At 66.9% G+C, this 18,210-nt stretch carries 19 protein-coding genes; 8 read left to right on the forward strand and 11 right to left on the reverse strand.

Annotated elements, in window-relative coordinates:
- Nucleotides 1-538: 538 nt before the first annotated feature.
- On the reverse strand, nucleotides 539-1,105 hold the full coding sequence (rsmD, locus tag JJ918_RS15600; RefSeq protein ID WP_291889383.1) for a 16S rRNA (guanine(966)-N(2))-methyltransferase RsmD: 567 nt from the start codon (nucleotides 1,103-1,105) through the stop codon (nucleotides 539-541).
- A gap of 3 nt (nucleotides 1,106-1,108) precedes the next feature.
- Nucleotides 1,109-2,107: a pseudouridine synthase gene (locus JJ918_RS15605; protein ID WP_291889385.1), complete on the reverse strand. Its 999-nt coding sequence runs from the start codon at nucleotides 2,105-2,107 to the stop codon at nucleotides 1,109-1,111.
- A gap of 65 nt (nucleotides 2,108-2,172) precedes the next feature.
- Here JJ918_RS15605 and tadA point away from each other — a divergent pair, with 65 nt between their 5' ends.
- Together tadA and JJ918_RS15615 are read left to right on the forward strand one after the other, a co-directional pair.
- Nucleotides 2,173-2,616 (forward strand): tRNA adenosine(34) deaminase TadA, encoded by a 444-nt coding sequence (gene tadA / locus JJ918_RS15610; protein ID WP_291889387.1) that lies wholly within the window; start codon nucleotides 2,173-2,175, stop codon nucleotides 2,614-2,616.
- A gap of 151 nt (nucleotides 2,617-2,767) precedes the next feature.
- A complete protein-coding gene (locus JJ918_RS15615) occupies nucleotides 2,768-3,226 on the forward strand; it encodes a hypothetical protein (protein ID WP_291889390.1) in 459 nt (152 codons plus the stop codon).
- A 51-nt stretch (nucleotides 3,227-3,277) separates the two neighbouring features.
- On the opposite strand, the gene JJ918_RS15620 is transcribed toward JJ918_RS15615, so the two are convergent.
- Together JJ918_RS15620 and JJ918_RS15625 are read right to left on the reverse strand one after the other, a co-directional pair.
- Nucleotides 3,278-3,856, reverse strand: coding sequence for a GNAT family protein (locus JJ918_RS15620; protein WP_291889393.1), 579 nt, complete (start codon nucleotides 3,854-3,856; stop codon nucleotides 3,278-3,280).
- Nucleotides 3,853-4,596: a sulfite exporter TauE/SafE family protein gene (locus JJ918_RS15625; protein WP_291889395.1), complete on the reverse strand. Its 744-nt coding sequence runs from the start codon at nucleotides 4,594-4,596 to the stop codon at nucleotides 3,853-3,855. Before JJ918_RS15625 ends, JJ918_RS15620 begins: the two co-directional genes overlap by 4 nt.
- A gap of 56 nt (nucleotides 4,597-4,652) precedes the next feature.
- Between JJ918_RS15625 and JJ918_RS15630 the strand changes: the two genes are divergently transcribed.
- Complete coding sequence (locus JJ918_RS15630) at nucleotides 4,653-5,069, forward strand: hypothetical protein (protein ID WP_291889398.1); 417 nt, start codon at nucleotides 4,653-4,655, stop codon at nucleotides 5,067-5,069.
- Nucleotides 5,070-5,101: 32 nt separating this feature from the next.
- Here JJ918_RS15630 and JJ918_RS15635 read toward each other — a convergent pair whose 3' ends face one another.
- The 3 genes from JJ918_RS15635 to purD form a co-directional block, all read right to left on the reverse strand.
- Nucleotides 5,102-6,166: a phosphotransferase gene (locus tag JJ918_RS15635; protein WP_291889401.1), complete on the reverse strand. Its 1,065-nt coding sequence runs from the start codon at nucleotides 6,164-6,166 to the stop codon at nucleotides 5,102-5,104.
- On the reverse strand, nucleotides 6,163-7,455 hold the full coding sequence (locus JJ918_RS15640) for an amidohydrolase family protein (protein ID WP_291889403.1): 1,293 nt from the start codon (nucleotides 7,453-7,455) through the stop codon (nucleotides 6,163-6,165). The genes JJ918_RS15635 and JJ918_RS15640 overlap by 4 nt, the downstream gene beginning before the upstream one ends.
- Before the next feature lie 93 nt (nucleotides 7,456-7,548).
- Entirely contained in the window at nucleotides 7,549-8,826 is a 1,278-nt protein-coding gene (gene purD, locus JJ918_RS15645; protein ID WP_291889405.1) for a phosphoribosylamine--glycine ligase, read from the reverse strand.
- A 130-nt stretch (nucleotides 8,827-8,956) separates the two neighbouring features.
- On the opposite strand from purD, the gene xseA reads away from it, so the two are divergent.
- The 3 genes from xseA to JJ918_RS15660 are packed head-to-tail and all read left to right on the forward strand — an operon-like array spanning nucleotide 8,957 to nucleotide 11,592.
- Nucleotides 8,957-10,405, forward strand: a complete 1,449-nt coding sequence (xseA, locus tag JJ918_RS15650; protein ID WP_291889408.1) for an exodeoxyribonuclease VII large subunit — start codon at nucleotides 8,957-8,959, stop codon at nucleotides 10,403-10,405.
- 54 nt (nucleotides 10,406-10,459) lie between these two features.
- The gene (locus JJ918_RS15655) at nucleotides 10,460-10,690 is read left to right on the forward strand and encodes a DUF2093 domain-containing protein (RefSeq protein WP_271187409.1); all 231 of its coding nucleotides are present in this window, start codon (nucleotides 10,460-10,462) and stop codon (nucleotides 10,688-10,690) included.
- Nucleotides 10,687-11,592 (forward strand): M23 family metallopeptidase, encoded by a 906-nt coding sequence (locus JJ918_RS15660; protein WP_291889411.1) that lies wholly within the window; start codon nucleotides 10,687-10,689, stop codon nucleotides 11,590-11,592. The genes JJ918_RS15655 and JJ918_RS15660 overlap by 4 nt, the downstream gene beginning before the upstream one ends.
- 116 nt (nucleotides 11,593-11,708) lie before the next feature.
- On the opposite strand, the gene JJ918_RS15665 is transcribed toward JJ918_RS15660, so the two are convergent.
- Genes JJ918_RS15665 through JJ918_RS15680 form a run of 4 tightly spaced genes read right to left on the reverse strand, consistent with a single transcriptional unit; the run spans nucleotide 11,709 to nucleotide 15,699 of the window.
- Nucleotides 11,709-12,629, reverse strand: a complete 921-nt coding sequence (locus JJ918_RS15665) for a lysophospholipid acyltransferase family protein (RefSeq protein WP_291889414.1) — start codon at nucleotides 12,627-12,629, stop codon at nucleotides 11,709-11,711.
- A 9-nt stretch (nucleotides 12,630-12,638) separates the two neighbouring features.
- A complete protein-coding gene (gene lpxK / locus JJ918_RS15670) occupies nucleotides 12,639-13,649 on the reverse strand; it encodes a tetraacyldisaccharide 4'-kinase (RefSeq protein WP_291889416.1) in 1,011 nt (336 codons plus the stop codon).
- On the reverse strand, nucleotides 13,646-14,932 hold the full coding sequence (locus JJ918_RS15675) for a 3-deoxy-D-manno-octulosonic acid transferase (protein ID WP_291889419.1): 1,287 nt from the start codon (nucleotides 14,930-14,932) through the stop codon (nucleotides 13,646-13,648). Before JJ918_RS15675 ends, lpxK begins: the two co-directional genes overlap by 4 nt.
- A complete protein-coding gene (locus tag JJ918_RS15680) occupies nucleotides 14,929-15,699 on the reverse strand; it encodes a lysophospholipid acyltransferase family protein (protein WP_291889537.1) in 771 nt (256 codons plus the stop codon). The genes JJ918_RS15675 and JJ918_RS15680 overlap by 4 nt, the downstream gene beginning before the upstream one ends.
- 103 nt (nucleotides 15,700-15,802) lie before the next feature.
- On the opposite strand from JJ918_RS15680, the gene JJ918_RS15685 reads away from it, so the two are divergent.
- On the forward strand, nucleotides 15,803-16,465 hold the full coding sequence (locus tag JJ918_RS15685; RefSeq protein ID WP_291889421.1) for a sulfur transferase domain-containing protein: 663 nt from the start codon (nucleotides 15,803-15,805) through the stop codon (nucleotides 16,463-16,465).
- Between the two features lie 142 nt (nucleotides 16,466-16,607).
- Nucleotides 16,608-18,209, forward strand: coding sequence for an ATP-binding protein (locus tag JJ918_RS15690; protein WP_291889423.1), 1,602 nt, complete (start codon nucleotides 16,608-16,610; stop codon nucleotides 18,207-18,209).
- Nucleotide 18,210: the final 1 nt, after the last annotated feature.

Here is an 18,210-nt window from a genome sequence, read left to right on the forward strand (position 1 = left end):
CCTTGTGCCCGGGAGCGTGCGGAGCTCGTCCGCGCCTGGTGGGTGACAGCATCAGGCTCCGGCGTGGCCATCTGCGGGGACACCGGCAAAAAGCTCGACCGGCCCGTGCCTGCAGGTTTCGAGACGGGGCCCGCAAGGGATCCGGGTAAATCTCCGCGTGCGGGATGCCTCGGGCATCACCACCACACTTCAAAACCGGACACACGATGTCCGCCGTGCATCCCGCACCCCTCTCATCGCTCCAGGGTTCTGCCCGTGGAGGGTTTGGTGCTTCCTCATCTCCAAACACACAGTTTTTCCCGGAAGCGCGCAGCGCTGTCCGGGACCGACTGGACGCGGCTCACGCTTCACGCAGCAAGGTCGATCCCGGATCTGCAGCCTGCCTGCGCAGGCTTGCATCCGGGAAAAATGGGAGAGGGAAGAAAAAGATACGCTGATGCTTTCCCCGGACTTGTTCCGGGGCCCAGCGGCGTGTCAGGAGCAGGCTCCTCCTGGCCCCGGCACGGGGGCCGGGGGAAACGGTGAGAGTGGCGTGCGGTCAGGCGTTGTCGCGGGTCAGGAAGAGCACCTTCGCGGCGCCGTATTCCTTGACGGTCTGGCGGTGCCAGCCCGGTGTCTCGGGGTCTTCATCGGCGCCCACTTCGAGAATCGCGACGGCATCGTCGCTGACCCATTTGCCCTCGACCAGTTTCGCCAGCGTTTTTTCGCCCAGACCGTGGCCGTAGGGCGGGTCAAGGAAGGCCAGGTCGAAGGGCGCACCCAGATTGGACGGTTTCTCGCCCAGCGCCGTGGCGTCGCGGCGATGGATACGGGTGACGCCGAAAAGCTGCAGCGTGTCGACATTGTCGCGGATCGCGCCGCGCGCCTCGGCGGCCATTTCCACGAACAGGCAGAAAGCGGCGCCGCGGGACACGGCCTCGATGCCCAGCGCACCGGATCCGGCATAAAGATCGATCACCCGGGCCCCCTCGATCGGCGGGCACCAGTCGGCATGCTCGATCACATTGAACATGTTCTCGCGCGCCCGGTCGGAGGTGGGGCGGGTGGAGCGGCCTTTCGGCGCAACAAGGGCGCGATTGCGGAATTTTCCGCCAACGACCCGCATCGCCTAGCGGCGTCCCTGCGGCTTGCGCGGCGGACGGCCGGCCGCGGTATCGCGATCGGCTGCCCCTGTTTTTCCGGCAGGACGGCGCACGGCGGGACGGCCGCGGGCGCGCTTGAGCGGCTTGGCGCCATCCTCGTCAGCGGCCGGTTTGGGCAGGCCGGGCTGACCGGCCCCACCCATCTTGCGCTTCACCGGCTTGCGGCCGGGACGGGCAGGCTTCTTCTTCGCGACGGCCTCGCCGGTGGTGGCCGCCATCTCGACAAGATGCCCGGCCTGGTCGCGCAGCACGCGGCCCGGCACGGCCTTCACCTCGCCGCGCGGCAGATCGCCCAGCTGGAAGGGGCCGTAGGCCGTGCGAATCAGCCGGTTCACCTTCAGGCCGACACTGTCGAGCGCCTTGCGGACCTCGCGATTCTTGCCTTCGCGGATACCGATATCGAGCCAGATATTCGAGCCGGTCTCGCGTTCGACCTCGACATCCATCGGGCCGTACTTGATGCCCTCCACCGTGACACCGGCGCGCAGTTTGGCGATTGCCGCCTCGTCGATCGAGCCGAAGGCGCGGGCGCGGTATCGGCGCATCCAGCCGGTGGCGGGCAGTTCCAGGGCGCGGGCGAGGGCGCCGTCATTGGTCAGTAGCAGGAGGCCTTCAGAGGTCAGGTCGAGGCGGCCGACCGAGATCACGCGCCCCATATCCTTCGGCAGCGCATCGAACACGGTTTCGCGGCCTTCCGGGTCGGCATGGGTGGTTACCAGGCCCGTCGGCTTGTGATAGCGCCACAGGCGTGTGGCGGCCGGCGGGTCGACCGGTTTGCCGTCGACCTCGATCCGATCGGCCTGGGTGACCTTCACGGCGGGCGTGTCCAGACGCTTGCCATTCAGGGAGATGCGGCCGTCCTCGATCATGCGTTCGACCTCGCGGCGCGAGGCCACGCCGGCCCGGGCGAGGTATTTGGCAATGCGTTCGCCGGTGTTGTCGGATGTATCGGAGGCTTCGCTCACGCTTGACCCTTTCTGGCGGCCACTCTAACCCGCAGCGGATGACGGACCCGCGCGATACACGTTTTATGGCCCGAGCGCTAGAACTGGCGCAGGCAGCCGCTGAGGCCGGCGAGGCGCCGATCGGTGCGCTCGTGGTCGATCCGGCCACGGACGAGATCGTCGCGGAAGCGCACAACAGGCCGATTGCCGGCCATGATCCGGCCGGGCATGCGGAAATCCTGGCGCTGCGCGCAGCCGCGCAGACGCGGGAGAATTACCGCCTGACCGGGCTGGAGCTCTACGTCACGCTGGAACCGTGCGCGATGTGTGCCGGGGCGATCAGCCATGCGCGGATCGGTCGTCTGGTCTATGGCGCCAGCGATCCCAAGGGCGGTGCGGTGGAACACGGGCCGCGCTTTTTCCAGCAGCCGACCTGCCACTGGCGGCCGGATGTGGCGCAGGGGATACTGGCTGATGAGAGCGCCGAGCTGTTGCGGTCTTTCTTCCGGGCCCGCCGCAAGGGCGGCTGATCTGTCATCCTCTTCAGGAGCGCGCCGGGCAGGCCGTGCGCAAGTCCCGGATTGATTTGATAAAACGCGTATAAACGTCGTTGTCATAAAACCTTGTCTTGAACGGAATCGGTGTACGGACGAAGAGGAGCGCACTCATCTGGAGTGGCGAATGCTTCGTGTCCTGAACAAATGCCTGACGGCCTCGCTTGGTGCCCTTGCCCTGGCGGCAACGGCGCATGCGGCCGATAGCGGTTGTGACGCGATGCCGCTCCTGCTGCAGGACGTGACCATCGTCGACGCGTCGGGTCGCTGGAGCGACCAGGACATCTTCATCGAAAATGGCCGGATTTCCGCCGTCGGTTCGGATCTGGTGCTGGAAACCGGCCAGGCCGTGACGGTACTGGGCCGACCGGGCGCCATTGTCAGTCCGCGTCCCGAAGCCGAGCCGGGCGCGATCTATATCCGCACCGCAACGCGGGCACCGTCGCGTGCCGGACGCCGCGAACTCGTCATGCCGGGCGCGCCGGCCGACCTGCTGGTCTATGCCGAGGAAACCGGTCCGGGCCATGTCGAGATGGAAATCCGCGACGGCCGCATTGTCGGCGTCATGCCGGCCTGTAACGGCTAACACTCAAGCATTCGACGAAAGCCGGAACCGGTTTCGCGGTTCGAAAATGCGCTAGGCAGCGAGGCGGGCTTCCAGTCCGGCTGATACGGCGGGCCATTCGTCTTTCAGCACCGAAAACCACACCGTGTCGCGCCACTCGCCGGTCCAGCACTTCATGTGCCGGCGCAGCGTGCCTTCGCGGGTCGCGCCCATTTTCGTCATCGCGGCCTGGGAGCGCAGATTGCGGTGATGCGTCTTCAGCTCCACCCGCTCTGCACCGCATTCGAAGGCCCGGCCCAGCAGGAGGTGTTTGGCAGCCGGATTGACCTGCGTGCCGCGGGCGGTCGCGCCATACCAGGTCCAGCCGATCTCCAGGCGTTCATGCTCGGGAACGATGGAGAGGAAGGCGGAATGACCGACGGGGGCACCGTCCGACCGGCGCCGGACGAGGTGGGATATCTGGCTGCCGGCCCGGCTACCCTCCAGCATCAGATCGAACCAGTGATCGAAATGTTCACCGTCGCCGCGCAGTGAGGTCAGCGCCCAGAGTTCCGCCTCCTGGGCCAGGGGGCGCAGGGCTTCGCGATGGGCTTCGGTCAGCGGCTCCAGGCGAACAACGGCGTTTTCCAGCACGGCCGGTTCAAGCTTCATGGCGCCACTCCTGTCAGGATAATCAAGCCTCTGGCGATGTAGACAAGACCGATCGCCGAGACAATCCACTTGGTCCACCGCCGGAACTGGATATCGCTCATCATGGCCAGGAAGCGGGCGCCCAGCGTGGTGCCGACAATGGCCAGCGGTGCGGCGACGAGCAGCCATTGCGCCTGGGGCAGGCTTTCCGCTGCGAGGGCTGGCAGGACGTAGTAGGCGATCTTCACGGCGTGCGAGACGACCTGGGTTGCGGCCTTGGTGGCGACGATGCAGCGGCGGTCGCGCTCGGTATCGGCGAAGAAGACATCCAGCAGCGGTCCCGATACGCCGGCCACCACGTTGAGCCCGGTCACCGTGAAGCCGCAGGCCACGGCATGGGACGGCCGGGCGGCGTCGAAATGGACCCAGCGCCTGGGCAGCCAGATCACGCCGGGCACCAGGCCCAGCACGACGAAAAGCCAGGGTTTGGACAGTTCGAAGGTCGCCAGTACGAGGAGGGCGGCCGCCGCGCCGGAACCGAACAGGTAGATGCCCAGAATGCGCCAGTCGATCCAGCGCGCATGCAGGATGGCGCGCCAGCCATTGGACACGCTCTGCACGACGCCATGCACCACCATGGCGGCCGAGACGGGCAGGACGAGCGCCAGGATCCCCATCAGGATCAGCCCGCCGGCCATGCCGAACACGCCGGAGATGAAGGCGGTGACGAAGACGCCGGTGAGGATGATCAGTCCGGACATGAAATGCGGGCTCTCTCGCGCTATATGGCGGGAAGGTCACCATACAGGGGAAGTCGATGTCCGTTACCGTCATCATCAGCGGCGCCGCGGCGCTTGTGGGCGCCCTTCTCGGACTGGGCAGTCTGATCAGCCCGGCCTGGGGCGCTTCGGTCGTGCGGCTGCAGCCGATGGCGGACAAGCCGGGCGGCTGGGCCGAATTCCGGGCGAGCTATGGCGGTGGCTTGCTGCTGCTGCATGGCGCAGTGCTGCTGGCGATCGCGATGCGCGAGCAGGCCGGTATGGCAAGCGTCGTTGCGGCCGGCTTTGCAGCGGGTGCCGCCTGGCTCGGCATGGCAGTCGGACGCACCGTGTCGATGCTGGCGGACCATGCCAGGCATGGCACGCGGACCGGATACAATCTGTTCTCGGTCGGCTTTGAGCTGGTGGTCGGTCTCGCCCTGATGGCGCCCTGGCTGGGGCATATCGGCGGTTAAACAGGCCGGCGTGTAGCCGGTGAGGCGGGGGCTTAAGCCCCCGCCTTCACGGCAAAACTCCAGGCGGCTTCGGCCATGGGCTGGACCGCGGCCCCCATTTCCTTGGCGCGCTCGTTGGAGGCATTGCCCTGCAACGAGCGGGCATAGACGCCCTGGATGATCGAGGTCAGCCGGAAGATGTTGTAGGCGAAGTAGAAATCCAGCTCGGGAATGCTGTCGCGATGGGTGCGGCGGCAATAGGCCTCGGTGTATTCCTCGACGGTCGGAATGCCCATGGAGGCGATATCCACCCCGGCGAGCCCGTTGCGGATTTCCGGCGGCATCACCCAGCCCATCAGCTGATAGGTGAAGTCGGCCAGAGGATCGCCCAGCGTCGAGAGCTCCCAGTCCAGCACCGCGATGACCCGCGGTTCGGTCGGGTGGAAGATCATGTTGTCCAGACGGTAGTCGCCGTGAACGACGCTGGTGCGTTCCTGTTCCGGTGCGGCCTGGGGCAGCCAGTCGATCAGCTTGTCCATCGCCTCGACCGTACCCGTCTCGGCGGCACGGTATTGTTTGGACCAGCGGCCGATCTGGCGCTGGAAATAATTGCCCGGCTTGCCGTATCCACCCAGCCCGGCGGCCTCATGGTCGATATTGTGCAGATGCGCCAGCGTGGCGTTGGCCGCGTCATAGATCGGGCCGCGTTCGGATTTGTCGAGGTCGGGCAGGAGCGGGTCCCAGAAGATCCGGCCGGTGACGAAATCCATGACGTAGAATTCGGTGCCGATGACATCGCGGTCCATGCACAGCCCGTGCATTTTCGGGGCGGGGAAGCCGGCCTTGCCCAGCTTGCTCATCACTTCGAATTCGCGGTCCACCGCATGAGCCGAGGGCAGGAGCTTGCCCGGCGGCTTGCGGCGCAGCACATAGGAATGCCCCGGCGTTTCCAGCTTGTAGGTCGGGTTGGACTGGCCGCCCCGGAACTGGCTCACCGTCAGCGGGCCTTCATAATCCTCGACCTGCTCCGCCAGCCAGGCAGCCAGCTGGGCCTCGTCGAAAGCGAGGGCGTCGGCGACCTGTTTGGTGCCGGAATACTGTTCGTCGATCTTGCTCATTCGCTCAGATACACCGTGCCGTTCTTCATGACGAAGTCGACGTCGCGCAGCTCGGAGATATTCTCCAGCGGATTGCCGTCGACGGCGACAATATCGGCATACTTGCCGGTTTCGATCGTGCCGATATCGCTGTCCATGCGGACATGGCGCGAGGCGTGGATCGTGGCGGTCTCGATGGCTTCCATCGGCGTCAGGCCGGCCTCGACCAGGAGTTCGAACTCGCGGGCATTGTCGCCATGTTGCGACACGCCGCTATCGGTGCCAAACGCGATGGTCACGCCGCCATCATGGGCGCGGCGGGCCATCTCCAGCATTTGCGGACCGACGGCGCGCGACTTGGCGCGCTGGTTGTCGGTCATGAAATCGGCGGTCTCGGCCAGCTCGGCCACGGTGACACCGGCCAGCACGGTCGGCACGAGATAGGCGCCGTTGCGGCGCATCAGGCGGATCGAGTCATTGTCCAGATAGGTGCCGTGCTCGATCGAGTCGCCGCCGGCCTCCAGGAAGGCGTTGATGCCGGTCACGCCATGCGCATGGGCGGTGACCTGGCGGCCCATCATGTGGGCGGCCTCGACGATCGACTCCAGCTCGTCGTCGAAGAATTGCCGCTCGACGCCCGCTGCCGTGTCGGACAGCACGCCGCCCGTGGCGGTGATCTTGATCACATCGGCACCGCCGCGGATCAGCGTGCGCACGGCTTCGCGGCACTGGGCCGGGCCGTTACAGGCGGTGGGGCTGGTGAACTGGTGCAGCACGTCGAGGGCGAAACCGTTGACGTCGGCATGGCCGCCGGTCGGCGTGACGGCGGTGCCGGCAACCCGCATGCGCGGTCCCGGAACGAAGCCCGCATCGACAGCATCGCGCAGGGCGAGGGCCGCTTCGAAATTGCCGCCGACATCCTGCACCGTCGTGAAGCCGGCCATCAGCGTGGTGCGGGCATTGTCGGCGCCGGCAAAGGCGAGATCGGACGGGCTTTCGGTGAAGGTGTTGAAGCGCCGGCCCGGGCCGAGTTCCGATTGCAGGTGGACATGGCTGTCGATGAAGCCGGGCATGACATAGTCGTCGGTCAGGTCGATCACCGTCGCGCCGTCGGGCGTCACATAGCCGGCCTGGATGCCTTCGATGCGTTCGCCGCGGACCAGGATGGACTGCTGCTCCAGCGGCGCCTCGCCCGGTACGGCCAGCAGCCAGCCTGCGTGAATGACAGTCAGCGCCTCTTCGGCGTCCTGCGCCTGGGCCAGTCCGGCCAACGCCGTGGCGGCCAGCGCCGTTGCAACGGTTCTCAGCATGATCCTCTCCCCTCGAATATGTGGGGCAAAGGATGATCAAGCCGGCCGCGAAGTCAAACGGCGAGCGTACCTGTACGTCGAAAAACTGCCAGCCTAGTGGGTGCGCAGGGCGCGCCAGGCGATGTCGCGGCGGCAGAAGCCTTCCGGCCAGTCGATCTGGTCGATCGCGGCATAGGCCCGCTCGACGGCATAGTGCAGGGTCTCGCCCGAGGCGGTGACGTTCAGCACGCGCCCGCCGGCGGCGATTCGCTCGCCCCTGGCATTGCGGCCTGTGCCGGCCTCGAACACCTGCACGCCCTCCATCCGGTTGGCCTCGGTGACGCCCTTGATCACCGAACCCTTCTTGTAGTCGCCCGGATAGCCGTTGGCGGCGAGCACGACGGTAATCGCCGGATCCGGCGACCAGGCGATGGCCGGCATCTCGCCGAGCGCGCCGGTAGCCGTGGCCATCAGGTAGGGCAGAAGATCGGTATCGATCCGGATCATCAGGACCTGGCATTCCGGATCGCCGAAACGGATGTTGAACTCGACGACCTTGGGGCCGTCCTTCGTCACCATCAGGCCGGCAAACAGCACGCCCTGGAAGGGGTGGCCTTCGGCAGCCAGGCCGCGGGCGACCGGTTCGATAATGGTCTTCATCGCCGTGTCGATCAGTTCAGGCGTGGCGATCGGGGCGGGCGAATAGGCGCCCATGCCGCCGGTATTGGGACCGGTATCGCCTTCGCCGACGCGCTTGTGATCCTGGGCTGCGCCGCAATAGAGCACGGTCTCGCCATCGCACAGCGCAAAGATGGAAACCTCCTCGCCGGCCATGAATTCCTCGATCACAAGCGTCTTGGAGGCCTCGCCGAACTTGCCCGACAGGAAGGCGTCGACCTCGGCTTCCGCCTCGGCGCGATCCTCCAGGATCACCACACCCTTGCCGGCGGCCAGACCGTCGGCCTTGAGCACATAGGGCGGCTCGACGCGGTCGAGGAAGGCCTTCGCTTCGGCCGCATCGGAGAAAGTGCCATAGCCGGCGGAGGGCACTTTGTGGCGGGCGTAGAAATCCTTGGCATAGGCCTTGGACGCTTCCAGCCGTGCCGCCAGGCCCGACGGGCCGAAAGTGGCGATACCGGCCTGGCGCAGCCGGTCGGCCAGGCCGTCGCACAGCGGGTTTTCCGGGCCGACAACGACCAGGTCCGCCTCGATCTTCCGGGCCAGTTCGACAAGGCCGTCAATATCGGACACCGAGCCGTCATGACAGGTCGCCAGCTCGCCGATGGCATCGCTGCCCGGTACGGCGTGCAGGGCCGTCAGGAGCGGGCTTTGCGCGATCTTCCAGGCCAGCGCGTGTTCGCGGCCGCCCGAACCGACAAGGAGAACCTTCATCTTGACCTCATGCCTCTTGGCGCGTCCCGACGCCGACTGTGTGTTCGGGCTCTGCCTAGCCCAAAGCGCTCCGGATCGCGAGTCCGCCGGACCGTTGCGATGCGGGGCGATACATCCTACCAGATGAGGCATGAGCGACGCGCCCGGAAACATCCACGAATTCTCAGTCTCCGAACTGGCCGGCGCGCTGAAGCGCACGGTCGAGGATGCGTTCGGCCATGTCCGGGTGCGCGGCGAGCTGGGCCGGGTCGTGGTGGCCAAGTCGGGCCATGTCTATTTCGACGTGAAGGACGAGCGCTCGGTCATCGCCTCGATCGCCTGGAAGGGCACCGCGGCCCGCTTCCGCTTCCGCCCGGAAGAGGGGCTGGAAGTCGTCATCGAAGGGCGGTTGTCGACCTATCCGGGGCGCTCGCAATACCAGCTGATCGTCGAATCGATGGAGCCGGCCGGCGCCGGCGCGCTGATGGCGCTGCTGGAAGAACGCAAGAAGACGCTGGCCGCCGAGGGCCTGTTCGATCCGGCGCGCAAGAAACCGCTGCCCTTCCTGCCGCGCACGATCGGTGTCGTCACCTCGCCGACAGGCGCGGTGATCCGCGATATCCTGCACCGTCTGCAGGACCGCTTTCCCCGGCATGTCATCCTGTGGCCGGTCCTGGTGCAGGGCGAGCAGGCGGCTGAACAGATCGCCACCGCCATTCGCGGCTTCAACGCGCTGCCTGAAGGCGGCCGGGTGCCGCGACCCGATGTGCTGATTGTCGCCCGCGGCGGCGGCTCGATCGAGGATTTGTGGAGCTTCAACGAGGAGATCGTGGTGCGGGCTGCGGCCGAAAGCACGATCCCGCTGATCTCGGCCGTGGGCCACGAGACCGACACCACGCTGATCGATTTTGCCTCCGACCGGCGCGCTCCGACCCCCACCGGGGCGGCGGAAATGGCGGTGCCGGTCCGGGCCGAGCTGAAAGCCGATATCGACGCGCTGGGCGCGCGTCTGGTCTCGGCGCTGTCGCGCCATATCGAGCGCCGGCGGACCGAGTTGCGCGGCGCTGCCCGCGCCCTGCCGCGGCCCGCGGCGCTGCTCGATCTCAAGCGCCAGCGCTTCGACACGATCGCCGACCGGCTCGATCCGGCCCTGCAGAACAATGCGGCGGGCAAGCGCTCGCGCCTCCTGGTGCTGCAGGCCGGCCTCAAACCGGCCGCGCTGAAACGGGATATCCGGCAGAAGCAGGAGCGGCTGGCCGATCGCGGCGCCCGGCTGACCCCGGCGCTCGAGCGTGTTCTCCAGCGCGAGACCCGGGCGCTGGATGCCTGGGGCGCCCGGCTGGCGTCGCTCAGCCACAAATCGGTACTGCGCCGTGGCTTTGTCCTGGTGCGCAAGGAAGACGGTCAGCTGGTCCGTTCGGGCCAGGCGCTCGACAGTGGCGACACGGTGGAGCTGGAATTCGCCGACATGCGGCGATCCGCGATCGTCGATGGCGAGACGCCGTCATCCCCGCCGCCTGCGGTCAAACCGGCCGCGGTCAAGCCCAGGCCGAAACCGCGCGCCAAACCGCCCGCTGCCGGACAGGGAACCCTGTTCTGAGGGGACCGCGAGAGACCTCTCCCCCTTTTTGATAACGCGTGCTAAGTCGGCCTCATGAGCGATTTCACATTCGACAAGGAATTCCAGGGCGAAGCGATCCTGGAGTATGGCGACAGCGACTTCATCATCCTGAAGGCTGGTGCCTTTGTGCGGTGTTCCGTGACGGGCGATCCGATCCCGCTGGCGGAGCTGCGCTACTGGAATGTCGATGAGCAGGAAGCCTATCGCGACGCGATGATCGCGAAGCAGCGCTGGCTGGAACTGCACGCGGAGCCGGGCCAATGATCGGCGCCGTTCTCGCTCTGGCACTGCAAGCCGGCGGCGCGGGGCCGGCCGCCGATCCGATTGCCGACTTCATCGAGGACAATGCGACCAGCGTCCGCGAGATGCGTGTCGCGGCGGCTCCGGCCTCCTTCTGCAGCGGGACCTTCCGGGAAGGCAGTTTCCTGGTCTGCCGCTTCCTGCCGGATGCGCGTGTCGAGCTCGGTGAGATGGATGTCCGTGCCGACGCCGACGGCTATGTCGTTCTGGCCATTCCGCGACAGGCGCCGGATGAGATGCCATTGCGCATCACCTATAACGGCGCCGGCGGCACGCCGGGCGAGATCGCCGAACGCCTCACGATTGCCCAGCGCGAATACGATCTGCAGCAGGTCAATGGCGTGCCCCAGGCAACCGTGACCCCGGATCCCTCCACCCTGCCGCGCCGCCAGCGCGAATACGCCCAGAAGCAGGACGCGTTCAATTCGGTCTGGGACGGCACCGGCTTTCTGGATGGTTTCATTCCGCCGGCCGAAGGGATCACGACCGGCGTCTACGGCTCGGCTCGCGTCTACAATAACGGTCATGAAGGCAGCCCGCATTGGGGGCTCGACTGGGCCAATGATGTGGGCACGCCGGTGCATGCACCGGCCGGTGGCCTTGTCACCCTGGCAGAGCCGGACATGTATTACGAAGGCGGGCTGATCTTCATCGATCACGGCCAGGGCCTGGTCTCGGCCTTCCTGCACCTGTCGGGGGTCGATGTTCAAGCCGGCGACGTGGTCGAGCAGGGACAGCTGATCGGCCGCATGGGCGCCGGTGGCCGGGCGACCGGCTCGCATCTCGACTGGCGGGTGAAGCTGCGCAACGGCTTCTATGCCGATCCGGCCACGCTGCTCGATCTGGATCCGCGCGCACTCGACTGATTGCGCGCTCCGCGTCGCGTGCGCGCCGCCCCCTCAGTCCGCTACGCGGACAGCTCCCCCGTAAACGGGGCGAGCCCTGATCAGGGCTCCCTCGCGTAGCGGGGCATGCTTTTGCCTCAGACGCGGTAGACGTCCTTGGCCCAGCGCCGGTGCACCCAGAACCATTGTTCCGGGGCCTTGCGGATTTCGCTTTCCACCCACTGATTGATGCGGGTCACCGTTTCGACAATGGCGGCATTGCGATCCGGGTTCTGCGAGATCTCGATCGGATCCAGCACCTCGACGCGGAAGCGTGCACCTTCGGTGCGCCGCACGGACATCGGAACCAGCGGGCAGTTATGGCGCATGGCAAGCCGGGTCGGGCCGGGTGCCGTCATGGCGGGGTGGCCGAAGAAGGGCGCCGCGACGCCGTCATTCATCTTCTGGTCGTTCATCAGCGCGACCGACTCGCCGGCCTTGAGAGCCTGCATGATCTGCTTGGCGCCTTCGCCGCCCTTGGCGGTCAGCGTCTTCACGCCATAGCCCACGCGCATGTTCGAGATACGCTTGTCGATCAGCACATTATTGGCCGGCCGGTAGGTGACATGGCAGGGCAGGCCGGTCTGGCTGATCGCGGCGGCCGCGATCTCCCAGTTGGCATTGTGCATGCCGATCAGCACCAGGGGCTGGCCGGCATCGCGTGCCGCTTCCAGCCGCTCGCGGCCGATGAACTCCACCCGTTCCTCGAATTCAGGCCCGGCGAACACACCCAGATGGGGCATCTCGCCTGCCAGCCGGCCGAAATTCTCCCACATGCCGCCCAGCAGCCGGTCGATCTCCGGCTCGGCGGCTTCGGGGAAGCAGCGCTGCATGTTGATGCGCGCAATGCGCTGGGTGGGCGTCAGCGGGCCGATCCTGCGCAGCAGGTCGCCTGCCGCGTCGGACGCCCGGTCGATGCCCTTGATCTTGTACCAGGCCGCATAGGCGTCCCAGGCGGCCGCCTCGACGCGCCAGCCGATCCGGGTCAGGAGCGAGGCTCTGCGTTGTGCTTCGATCATGACAGGGATTTAGCGATCCGTGTTCGCCGCGTCCAATACATCGCGCAACAAACCGTCCAGGGCCGCCGGATTGGCGAACTCGGCCTTCACCGGCCAGGCGATGACATTGCGGCGCGTTTCGCTGTCCAGTCGCACCCAGTCCTTCTCGGTCGTCACCAGGCGCGCATCGTGTGCCTGGGCGAGCGCCTTGAGCGCGGCAATATCGCGCGCCGAATAGGGGTGATGGTCGGGATAGTCGGCGATCTCGGCGATCCGCGCGCCTGCCGCACTCAGCGCATCGAAGAATTTTTGCGGCCGGCCGATCCCGGCAAAGGCGACGAGCGGGCCGTCGGGTGGCGGCGCGGCCGGTTCCAGCCAGGCGTGGAAGACCGGGATTTCCAGATCGGCGAGGCCCAGTCGGTGATAGTCCGGCGTGTGGTCGGGCCCGGGCATCATGACGATCACGGCATCTGCGCGGGCGAGACCGGCCGCCACCGGCTCGCGCAGCGGTCCGGCCGGAAACAGCGTGCCGGCACCCCAGCCCGCGATACCGTCCACCACGACGATGGAGCAATCCTTGGCCAATGCCGGGTTCTGGTGTCCGTCATCCATCACGATCACGTCGGCGCCGGACGCGGCGATGGCCTGTGCACCCGCGACCCGGTCGCGACTGATCCAGGCCGCGGCCTCCCGCGCCAGCAGCAGGGGCTCGTCGCCGGTCTCGCGGGCGGAATGTTGCGTGGTATAGACCTGCACCGGGCCGGACAGCGTGCCGCCATAGCCGCGCGACAGGGCCGCCGGCGTGCGGCCCATATCCTTCAGCCGCGCCATGAGGGCGGCTGCAACGGGCGTCTTGCCCGTCCCGCCGACGGTCAGATTACCGACACAGAAGACCGGGATACCGGCTTTTGCAGGCTCGGTCCGCCGCAGGCGGCGCGCCACCGTCCAGGCGTAGATATGACCCAGCGGCGAGAGCAGGGCGCGAGCAAGCGCGCCGGAGCCGCGTCCGCCATCGGTGCGCCAGAAAGCCGGTTCCCTCATCGCCGCACCGCCTTGCCGTCGAGCAGGTGTTCGAGCTGTTGCAGCGTGGTCTCCATGGCGCCGCCGGACGCGTCAGCCAGCGCCGCTTCCGCGGCTTCGATGGCGGGGCCGTCACCGCGCCAGATCGCGCGCACCGCTTCGGCGAGGCTTTCTGCATCGGCGGCCTCGATCGCGGCCTTGTGGCGCCGATAGGCGCCGAACAGATCGTCAAAGCTCGCGGCATGCGGACCGGTGATGACGGCCGTACCCGCCCGGCTGGCCTCGACGGGATTGTGGCCGCCAATCCCGGGCACCAGACTGCCGGCGATCAGGGAGGCGGGTGCCAGCGCATACCACAGCATCATCTCGCCCAGCGTGTCGGCCAGCCAGACATGGCAGCGCGCATCGGGCAGGCGTTCTTCCGACCGCCGCACGGCGGTCAGACCCCGATCGGCAATCAGCCGCGCCACCGCCGCGGCGCGTTCCGGGTGCCGGGGTGCCAGGATCAGCAGGGCCGCGGGATCGTCGGCCAGCAGCTTCAAGTGCGCATCCAGAACGATGGCTTCCTCGCCCTCATGGGTTGAGGCGGCGAGCCAGACCGGCCGGTTGCCGAGCGCGGTGCGGATACGGTCCAGCTCGACCGCATCGGGGGCTGGCGGTCGCGCTTCCAGTTTGAGATTGCCGGCGAGGCTCACCGGGACACCGGTCAGATCCTCCAACCCGTCGCGGGTGCGTGTGTCGGCGGCGCCGATCCAGGAAAACCGGCCGAGCAGCCAGCGTGCCGTGTCAGGCCGCCGGCGCCAGCTGCGGATCGACTTGTCGTTCATCCGGGCATTGATCAGCGCCATCGGCGTTTCGCGGCGGGCGGTCTCGACGATCAGATTGGGCCAGAGTTCGGACTCGGCAAAGACCGCGAGATCGGGCTGCCAGTGCGCGATGAAGCGGCGGGCGGCGGCCGGTGTGTCGACGGGGATGTATTGGTGAAAGGCCCGTTCCGGCAGGCGCGCGGCCAGCAGGCGAGCGGAGGTCACCGTGCCGCTCGTCACCAGGATATTCAGGTCCGGACGGCGGGCGAGAAGACGCTCTGCGACACTGGCGACAACCAGGCTTTCCCCGACGCTGGCGCCATGCATCCACACCAGCGGGCCATCGGGCCGCGGGCGGTCGGGCCGGCCGAGGCGTTCATGGCGGCGTTCAGGATCTTCCTTGCCCTTGCGCGCCCGCCGCGCCAGCAGTCCGGACAGGAGCGGGGCCGCCAGCCGGGTCGCCGTGCGGTAGAGGCCGAGGGAAGGCGGCAAGCTCACGCCTTGCCTCCCGCACGATTGCGGCGGGGCCGCGCCGTTCCCGGGCGACGGCGTTCGTCAGGCTCGATAACATCGACGCCCATGGCCTCATCGGCCTCGCGCGTAATGCGGTTGAGCTGGGTCTCCAGCTCCAGCCGGGCGGCTTCCAGCTGTTCCGGCGTGGCGTCGGACGGCACATGAATGGGCTCGCCCCAGATGATGATGCCGCGCGAAAACGGGTGGGGCAGACAGTGCTTGTCCCAGGCGCGATGCAGCACGGTACGGCCGCGGCTGGACCAGGTGAAGGGCACCATCGGAACGCCGGTCTCGCGCGCCATCCGCACGGCGCCATAGCCCGCCCGCATCCGGGGACCGCGCGGCCCGTCGGGTGTCACCGCCCCGCAGCCGCCGGCAGAAAGATGGTTGATCATGGCGCGATAGGCCGCTTCGCCGCCCTTGGCGCCCGGCTTGTCCGGATTGCGGGTCGAGCCGCGCACCACGCCCACCTTGTACCAGCGGGCCCAGCGGGCACCGATCTCGCCCTCGCGCGATTTCGAGGCGAGCGCGACCATGCGCTCGCGTTCGCGTCTCCAGCCCTGCAAGGTCATCAGAACCCGGCCGTGCCAGACGCAACCGATCAGCGGCAGTTTCTCGTCCCAGGCCTGGCGCACGAATTCATCGCCGCGCACCTCCCAGCGAATGCTCCGTCGCGCCAGCTCCACGTAGAGCAGGAGAAGGAAGGCGACGGCTTCCTGGGCCCAAGGCTGGGAGAGCAGGCGTTTCAGCATGGTCACCCTAGCTCGCCTCCGCAGAGGAAAAGGTCAAGCATGGGCCGCGGTTGCGTCCGTGCGCCGGTCGGCCTAAATGCCCCGGAACACGGAAAGCGAGCCCATGCCCTACGACCTCAACGACCCGCAGGACCGCAAGCGCGCCTGGAGTGACTATCTCTGGAAGGATCACGGCATCCTGCGTGAGCGCTTCCACAACATGCACGAAGTGGGCGGCGGCATGTGGCGGGCCAACCAGCCGTCGCCGCAGCGGCTCGAAGCGCTGGCGGCGGAAGGGTTCAAGACGATCCTGAATATCCGCGGCACTCAGCCGGGCGTGTGCTATTACGATCTCGAGAGAGAGGCCTGCGAGCGTCTCGGCCTGACCATGATCGACATGCCCTTCGGCTCGCGCGAGGCGCCCTATGTCGACCGCATGCAGCGGGCTGCGAAGATTTTCCAGACGATCGAATATCCCGCCCTCATCCATTGCAAGTCCGGGGCGGACCGGGCCGGGCTGATCTCGGTCTTCTACCGGCTGGCGCACCTGAAACTGCCCTACGATGAAGCCATCGAGCATCTGTCGCTGAAATACCTGCACGTGAAGGCCGGCAAGACCGGCGTGCTGGATTATTTCTTCGAGACCTACCGCGCCTACAACGCCGAAACGCCGATCGATTTCATGGAATGGGTCGAGACGGTCTATGATCGCGAGGCGGTGCAGAACGGCTTCATGTCCAGCTGGTGGGGCAACATGCTGACCGAGCGCATCCTGCGCCGCGAATAAGGTAGCAATTGCGCACCGGCTGATTCTTTATAACCCGCGAATGCATCAGATATGACGACTCTGTCCACAGGAATGAGTCACATTAATGCCCGTTAACCACGTTTGGACTCCGGGGGGCGACCCGGCGACGTAGGAGGGGCTGATGCCGGATCTGGCCATTCGAGCAGACCGTACGCAGGAACAACTCAACCGTCTGAATTTCCTGCTCTCGCGCGAGTGGGGACCGTCTTTCCTGCAGGCCTTCGTGCGCCAGACCGCCGAAGTCTTCGCCGCCGACAGCGTCGTCATCGGCCGTATCGATGCCACCAAGACACGCATGCAGACCCTGCAGGTCGCGGCCGGTGGCGCCCTTGTCGACAATTACTGCTACGACATCGCCGGAACGCCGTGCGAAGAGACGATGCAGGGCGGGGCGACGGTCTACGAAGACCATGTCAGCGCGCATTTCCCGAAGGATTTCATGCTGGAGGAGATGGGGACGCAGGCCTATGTCGGGCTGCCGCTGTTCAACGGCGCCCAGACGGTCGGCATTGTGGTGGCGACCTTCCGCCGTCCGATCGAGATCGCCGACGATCTGCTCGCCGTGTTCAATCACTATCGCCGCCGCCTGACCGGCGAGGTGCTGGCGCTGGAGACCGGCGACCGGGCGGCGCTGGCGATCAAGGGTACGTCGGACGGCATTCTCGACTGGTGCCTGCGCACCGACCAGATCTATGTCTCGCCGCGCGGCCGCGAATTGCTGGGCTATCAGAGCCGCGAGCACACCTCGGTCTCCGACCAGTTCCTCTCGCTGGTTCACCGGGACGACACGCCGCGCTTCCAGTCGGCCCTCAACACGCATTTCAAGAGCGGCCGGCCCTTCGACCTGTCGGTGCGCTTGCGCATTGTCGGCGGTCAGCATCGCTGGTTCCGCATCCGTGGCGAGGCGGTCCGCACGCCGGAAGGCGATCCCGTCCGCATGGTGGGCGCCATGACCGACATCCACGATCTGGTGGAAGCGCGCCAGCAGGCAACCGAGGCCAGCCGGGCGAAGTCGAAATTCCTGGCGACGATGAGCCATGAGGTCCGCACGCCGATGAACGGCATTCTGGGCATGTCCAGCCTGCTCGCGACTACCGATCTGGAGCCGTCACAGCGCGAGATGGTCAGCCTGATCGAGGCCTCGGGCCAGGCGCTGTTGGGCATCCTCAACGACATTCTGGACCTGGCCAATATCGAGTCCGGCCGCTTCGAGGTCGAGACGACCGACTTCAATCCGGCAGAGATTGTCCGCTCGGTTGCCGGTCCCTATCGCCTGAAGGCGATGGAGAAGGGGCTGAACATGCATATCGAGATCGACCCGGTCGCCGAGAAGACGGCCCAGGGCGATCCGGCCCGGCTACGCCAGATCCTGTCGAACCTCCTGTCCAACGCCGTCAAATTCACCGACCGCGGCGAGGTCCGGGTGCGCTGCCTGGTCCATCAGGCGGCTGACGGCACGCACGACCTGATGTTCGAGGTCGCCGATACCGGCATCGGCATGGACCGCGACTTGATCGGCCGGGTCTTCATGCCCTTCAGCCAGGGCGAGGCGGTGATGCAGCGCAAGGTCGGCGGCACCGGGCTTGGCCTGGCGATCGCCAAGAAGCTGGCCGAGCTGATGGGCGGGGATATCCGGGTGGAAAGCGCGCCGGGGGCCGGCTCGGTCTTCTGCCTGCACCTGCCGGGACAGACCGTCCTGCAAAGCCAGGCCGCGGCGGAATAGG

The organism is Maricaulis sp., assembly GCF_017642925.1.
GTDB lineage: Bacteria > Pseudomonadota > Alphaproteobacteria > Caulobacterales > Maricaulaceae > Maricaulis.

What these genes read in the sequence shown, in the direction of transcription:
- rsmD (WP_291889383.1), bottom strand. Translation starts at nt 1,105, where the DNA reads ATGCGGGTCGTTGGCGGAAAATTCCGCAATCGCGCCCTTGTTGCGCCG.
- tadA (WP_291889387.1), top strand. Translation starts at nt 2,173, where the DNA reads ATGGCCCGAGCGCTAGAACTGGCGCAGGCAGCCGCTGAGGCCGGCGAG.
- JJ918_RS15615 (WP_291889390.1), top strand. Translation starts at nt 2,768, where the DNA reads ATGCTTCGTGTCCTGAACAAATGCCTGACGGCCTCGCTTGGTGCCCTT.
- JJ918_RS15620 (WP_291889393.1), bottom strand. Translation starts at nt 3,856, where the DNA reads ATGAAGCTTGAACCGGCCGTGCTGGAAAACGCCGTTGTTCGCCTGGAG.
- JJ918_RS15625 (WP_291889395.1), bottom strand. Translation starts at nt 4,596, where the DNA reads ATGTCCGGACTGATCATCCTCACCGGCGTCTTCGTCACCGCCTTCATC.
- JJ918_RS15630 (WP_291889398.1), top strand. Translation starts at nt 4,653, where the DNA reads ATGTCCGTTACCGTCATCATCAGCGGCGCCGCGGCGCTTGTGGGCGCC.
- JJ918_RS15635 (WP_291889401.1), bottom strand. Translation starts at nt 6,166, where the DNA reads ATGAGCAAGATCGACGAACAGTATTCCGGCACCAAACAGGTCGCCGAC.
- JJ918_RS15640 (WP_291889403.1), bottom strand. Translation starts at nt 7,455, where the DNA reads ATGCTGAGAACCGTTGCAACGGCGCTGGCCGCCACGGCGTTGGCCGGA.
- purD (WP_291889405.1), bottom strand. Translation starts at nt 8,826, where the DNA reads ATGAAGGTTCTCCTTGTCGGTTCGGGCGGCCGCGAACACGCGCTGGCC.
- xseA (WP_291889408.1), top strand. Translation starts at nt 8,957, where the DNA reads ATGAGCGACGCGCCCGGAAACATCCACGAATTCTCAGTCTCCGAACTG.
- JJ918_RS15655 (WP_271187409.1), top strand. Translation starts at nt 10,460, where the DNA reads ATGAGCGATTTCACATTCGACAAGGAATTCCAGGGCGAAGCGATCCTG.
- JJ918_RS15660 (WP_291889411.1), top strand. Translation starts at nt 10,687, where the DNA reads ATGATCGGCGCCGTTCTCGCTCTGGCACTGCAAGCCGGCGGCGCGGGG.
- JJ918_RS15665 (WP_291889414.1), bottom strand. Translation starts at nt 12,629, where the DNA reads ATGATCGAAGCACAACGCAGAGCCTCGCTCCTGACCCGGATCGGCTGG.
- lpxK (WP_291889416.1), bottom strand. Translation starts at nt 13,649, where the DNA reads ATGAGGGAACCGGCTTTCTGGCGCACCGATGGCGGACGCGGCTCCGGC.
- JJ918_RS15680 (WP_291889537.1), bottom strand. Translation starts at nt 15,699, where the DNA reads ATGCTGAAACGCCTGCTCTCCCAGCCTTGGGCCCAGGAAGCCGTCGCC.
- JJ918_RS15685 (WP_291889421.1), top strand. Translation starts at nt 15,803, where the DNA reads ATGCCCTACGACCTCAACGACCCGCAGGACCGCAAGCGCGCCTGGAGT.
- JJ918_RS15690 (WP_291889423.1), top strand. Translation starts at nt 16,608, where the DNA reads ATGCCGGATCTGGCCATTCGAGCAGACCGTACGCAGGAACAACTCAAC.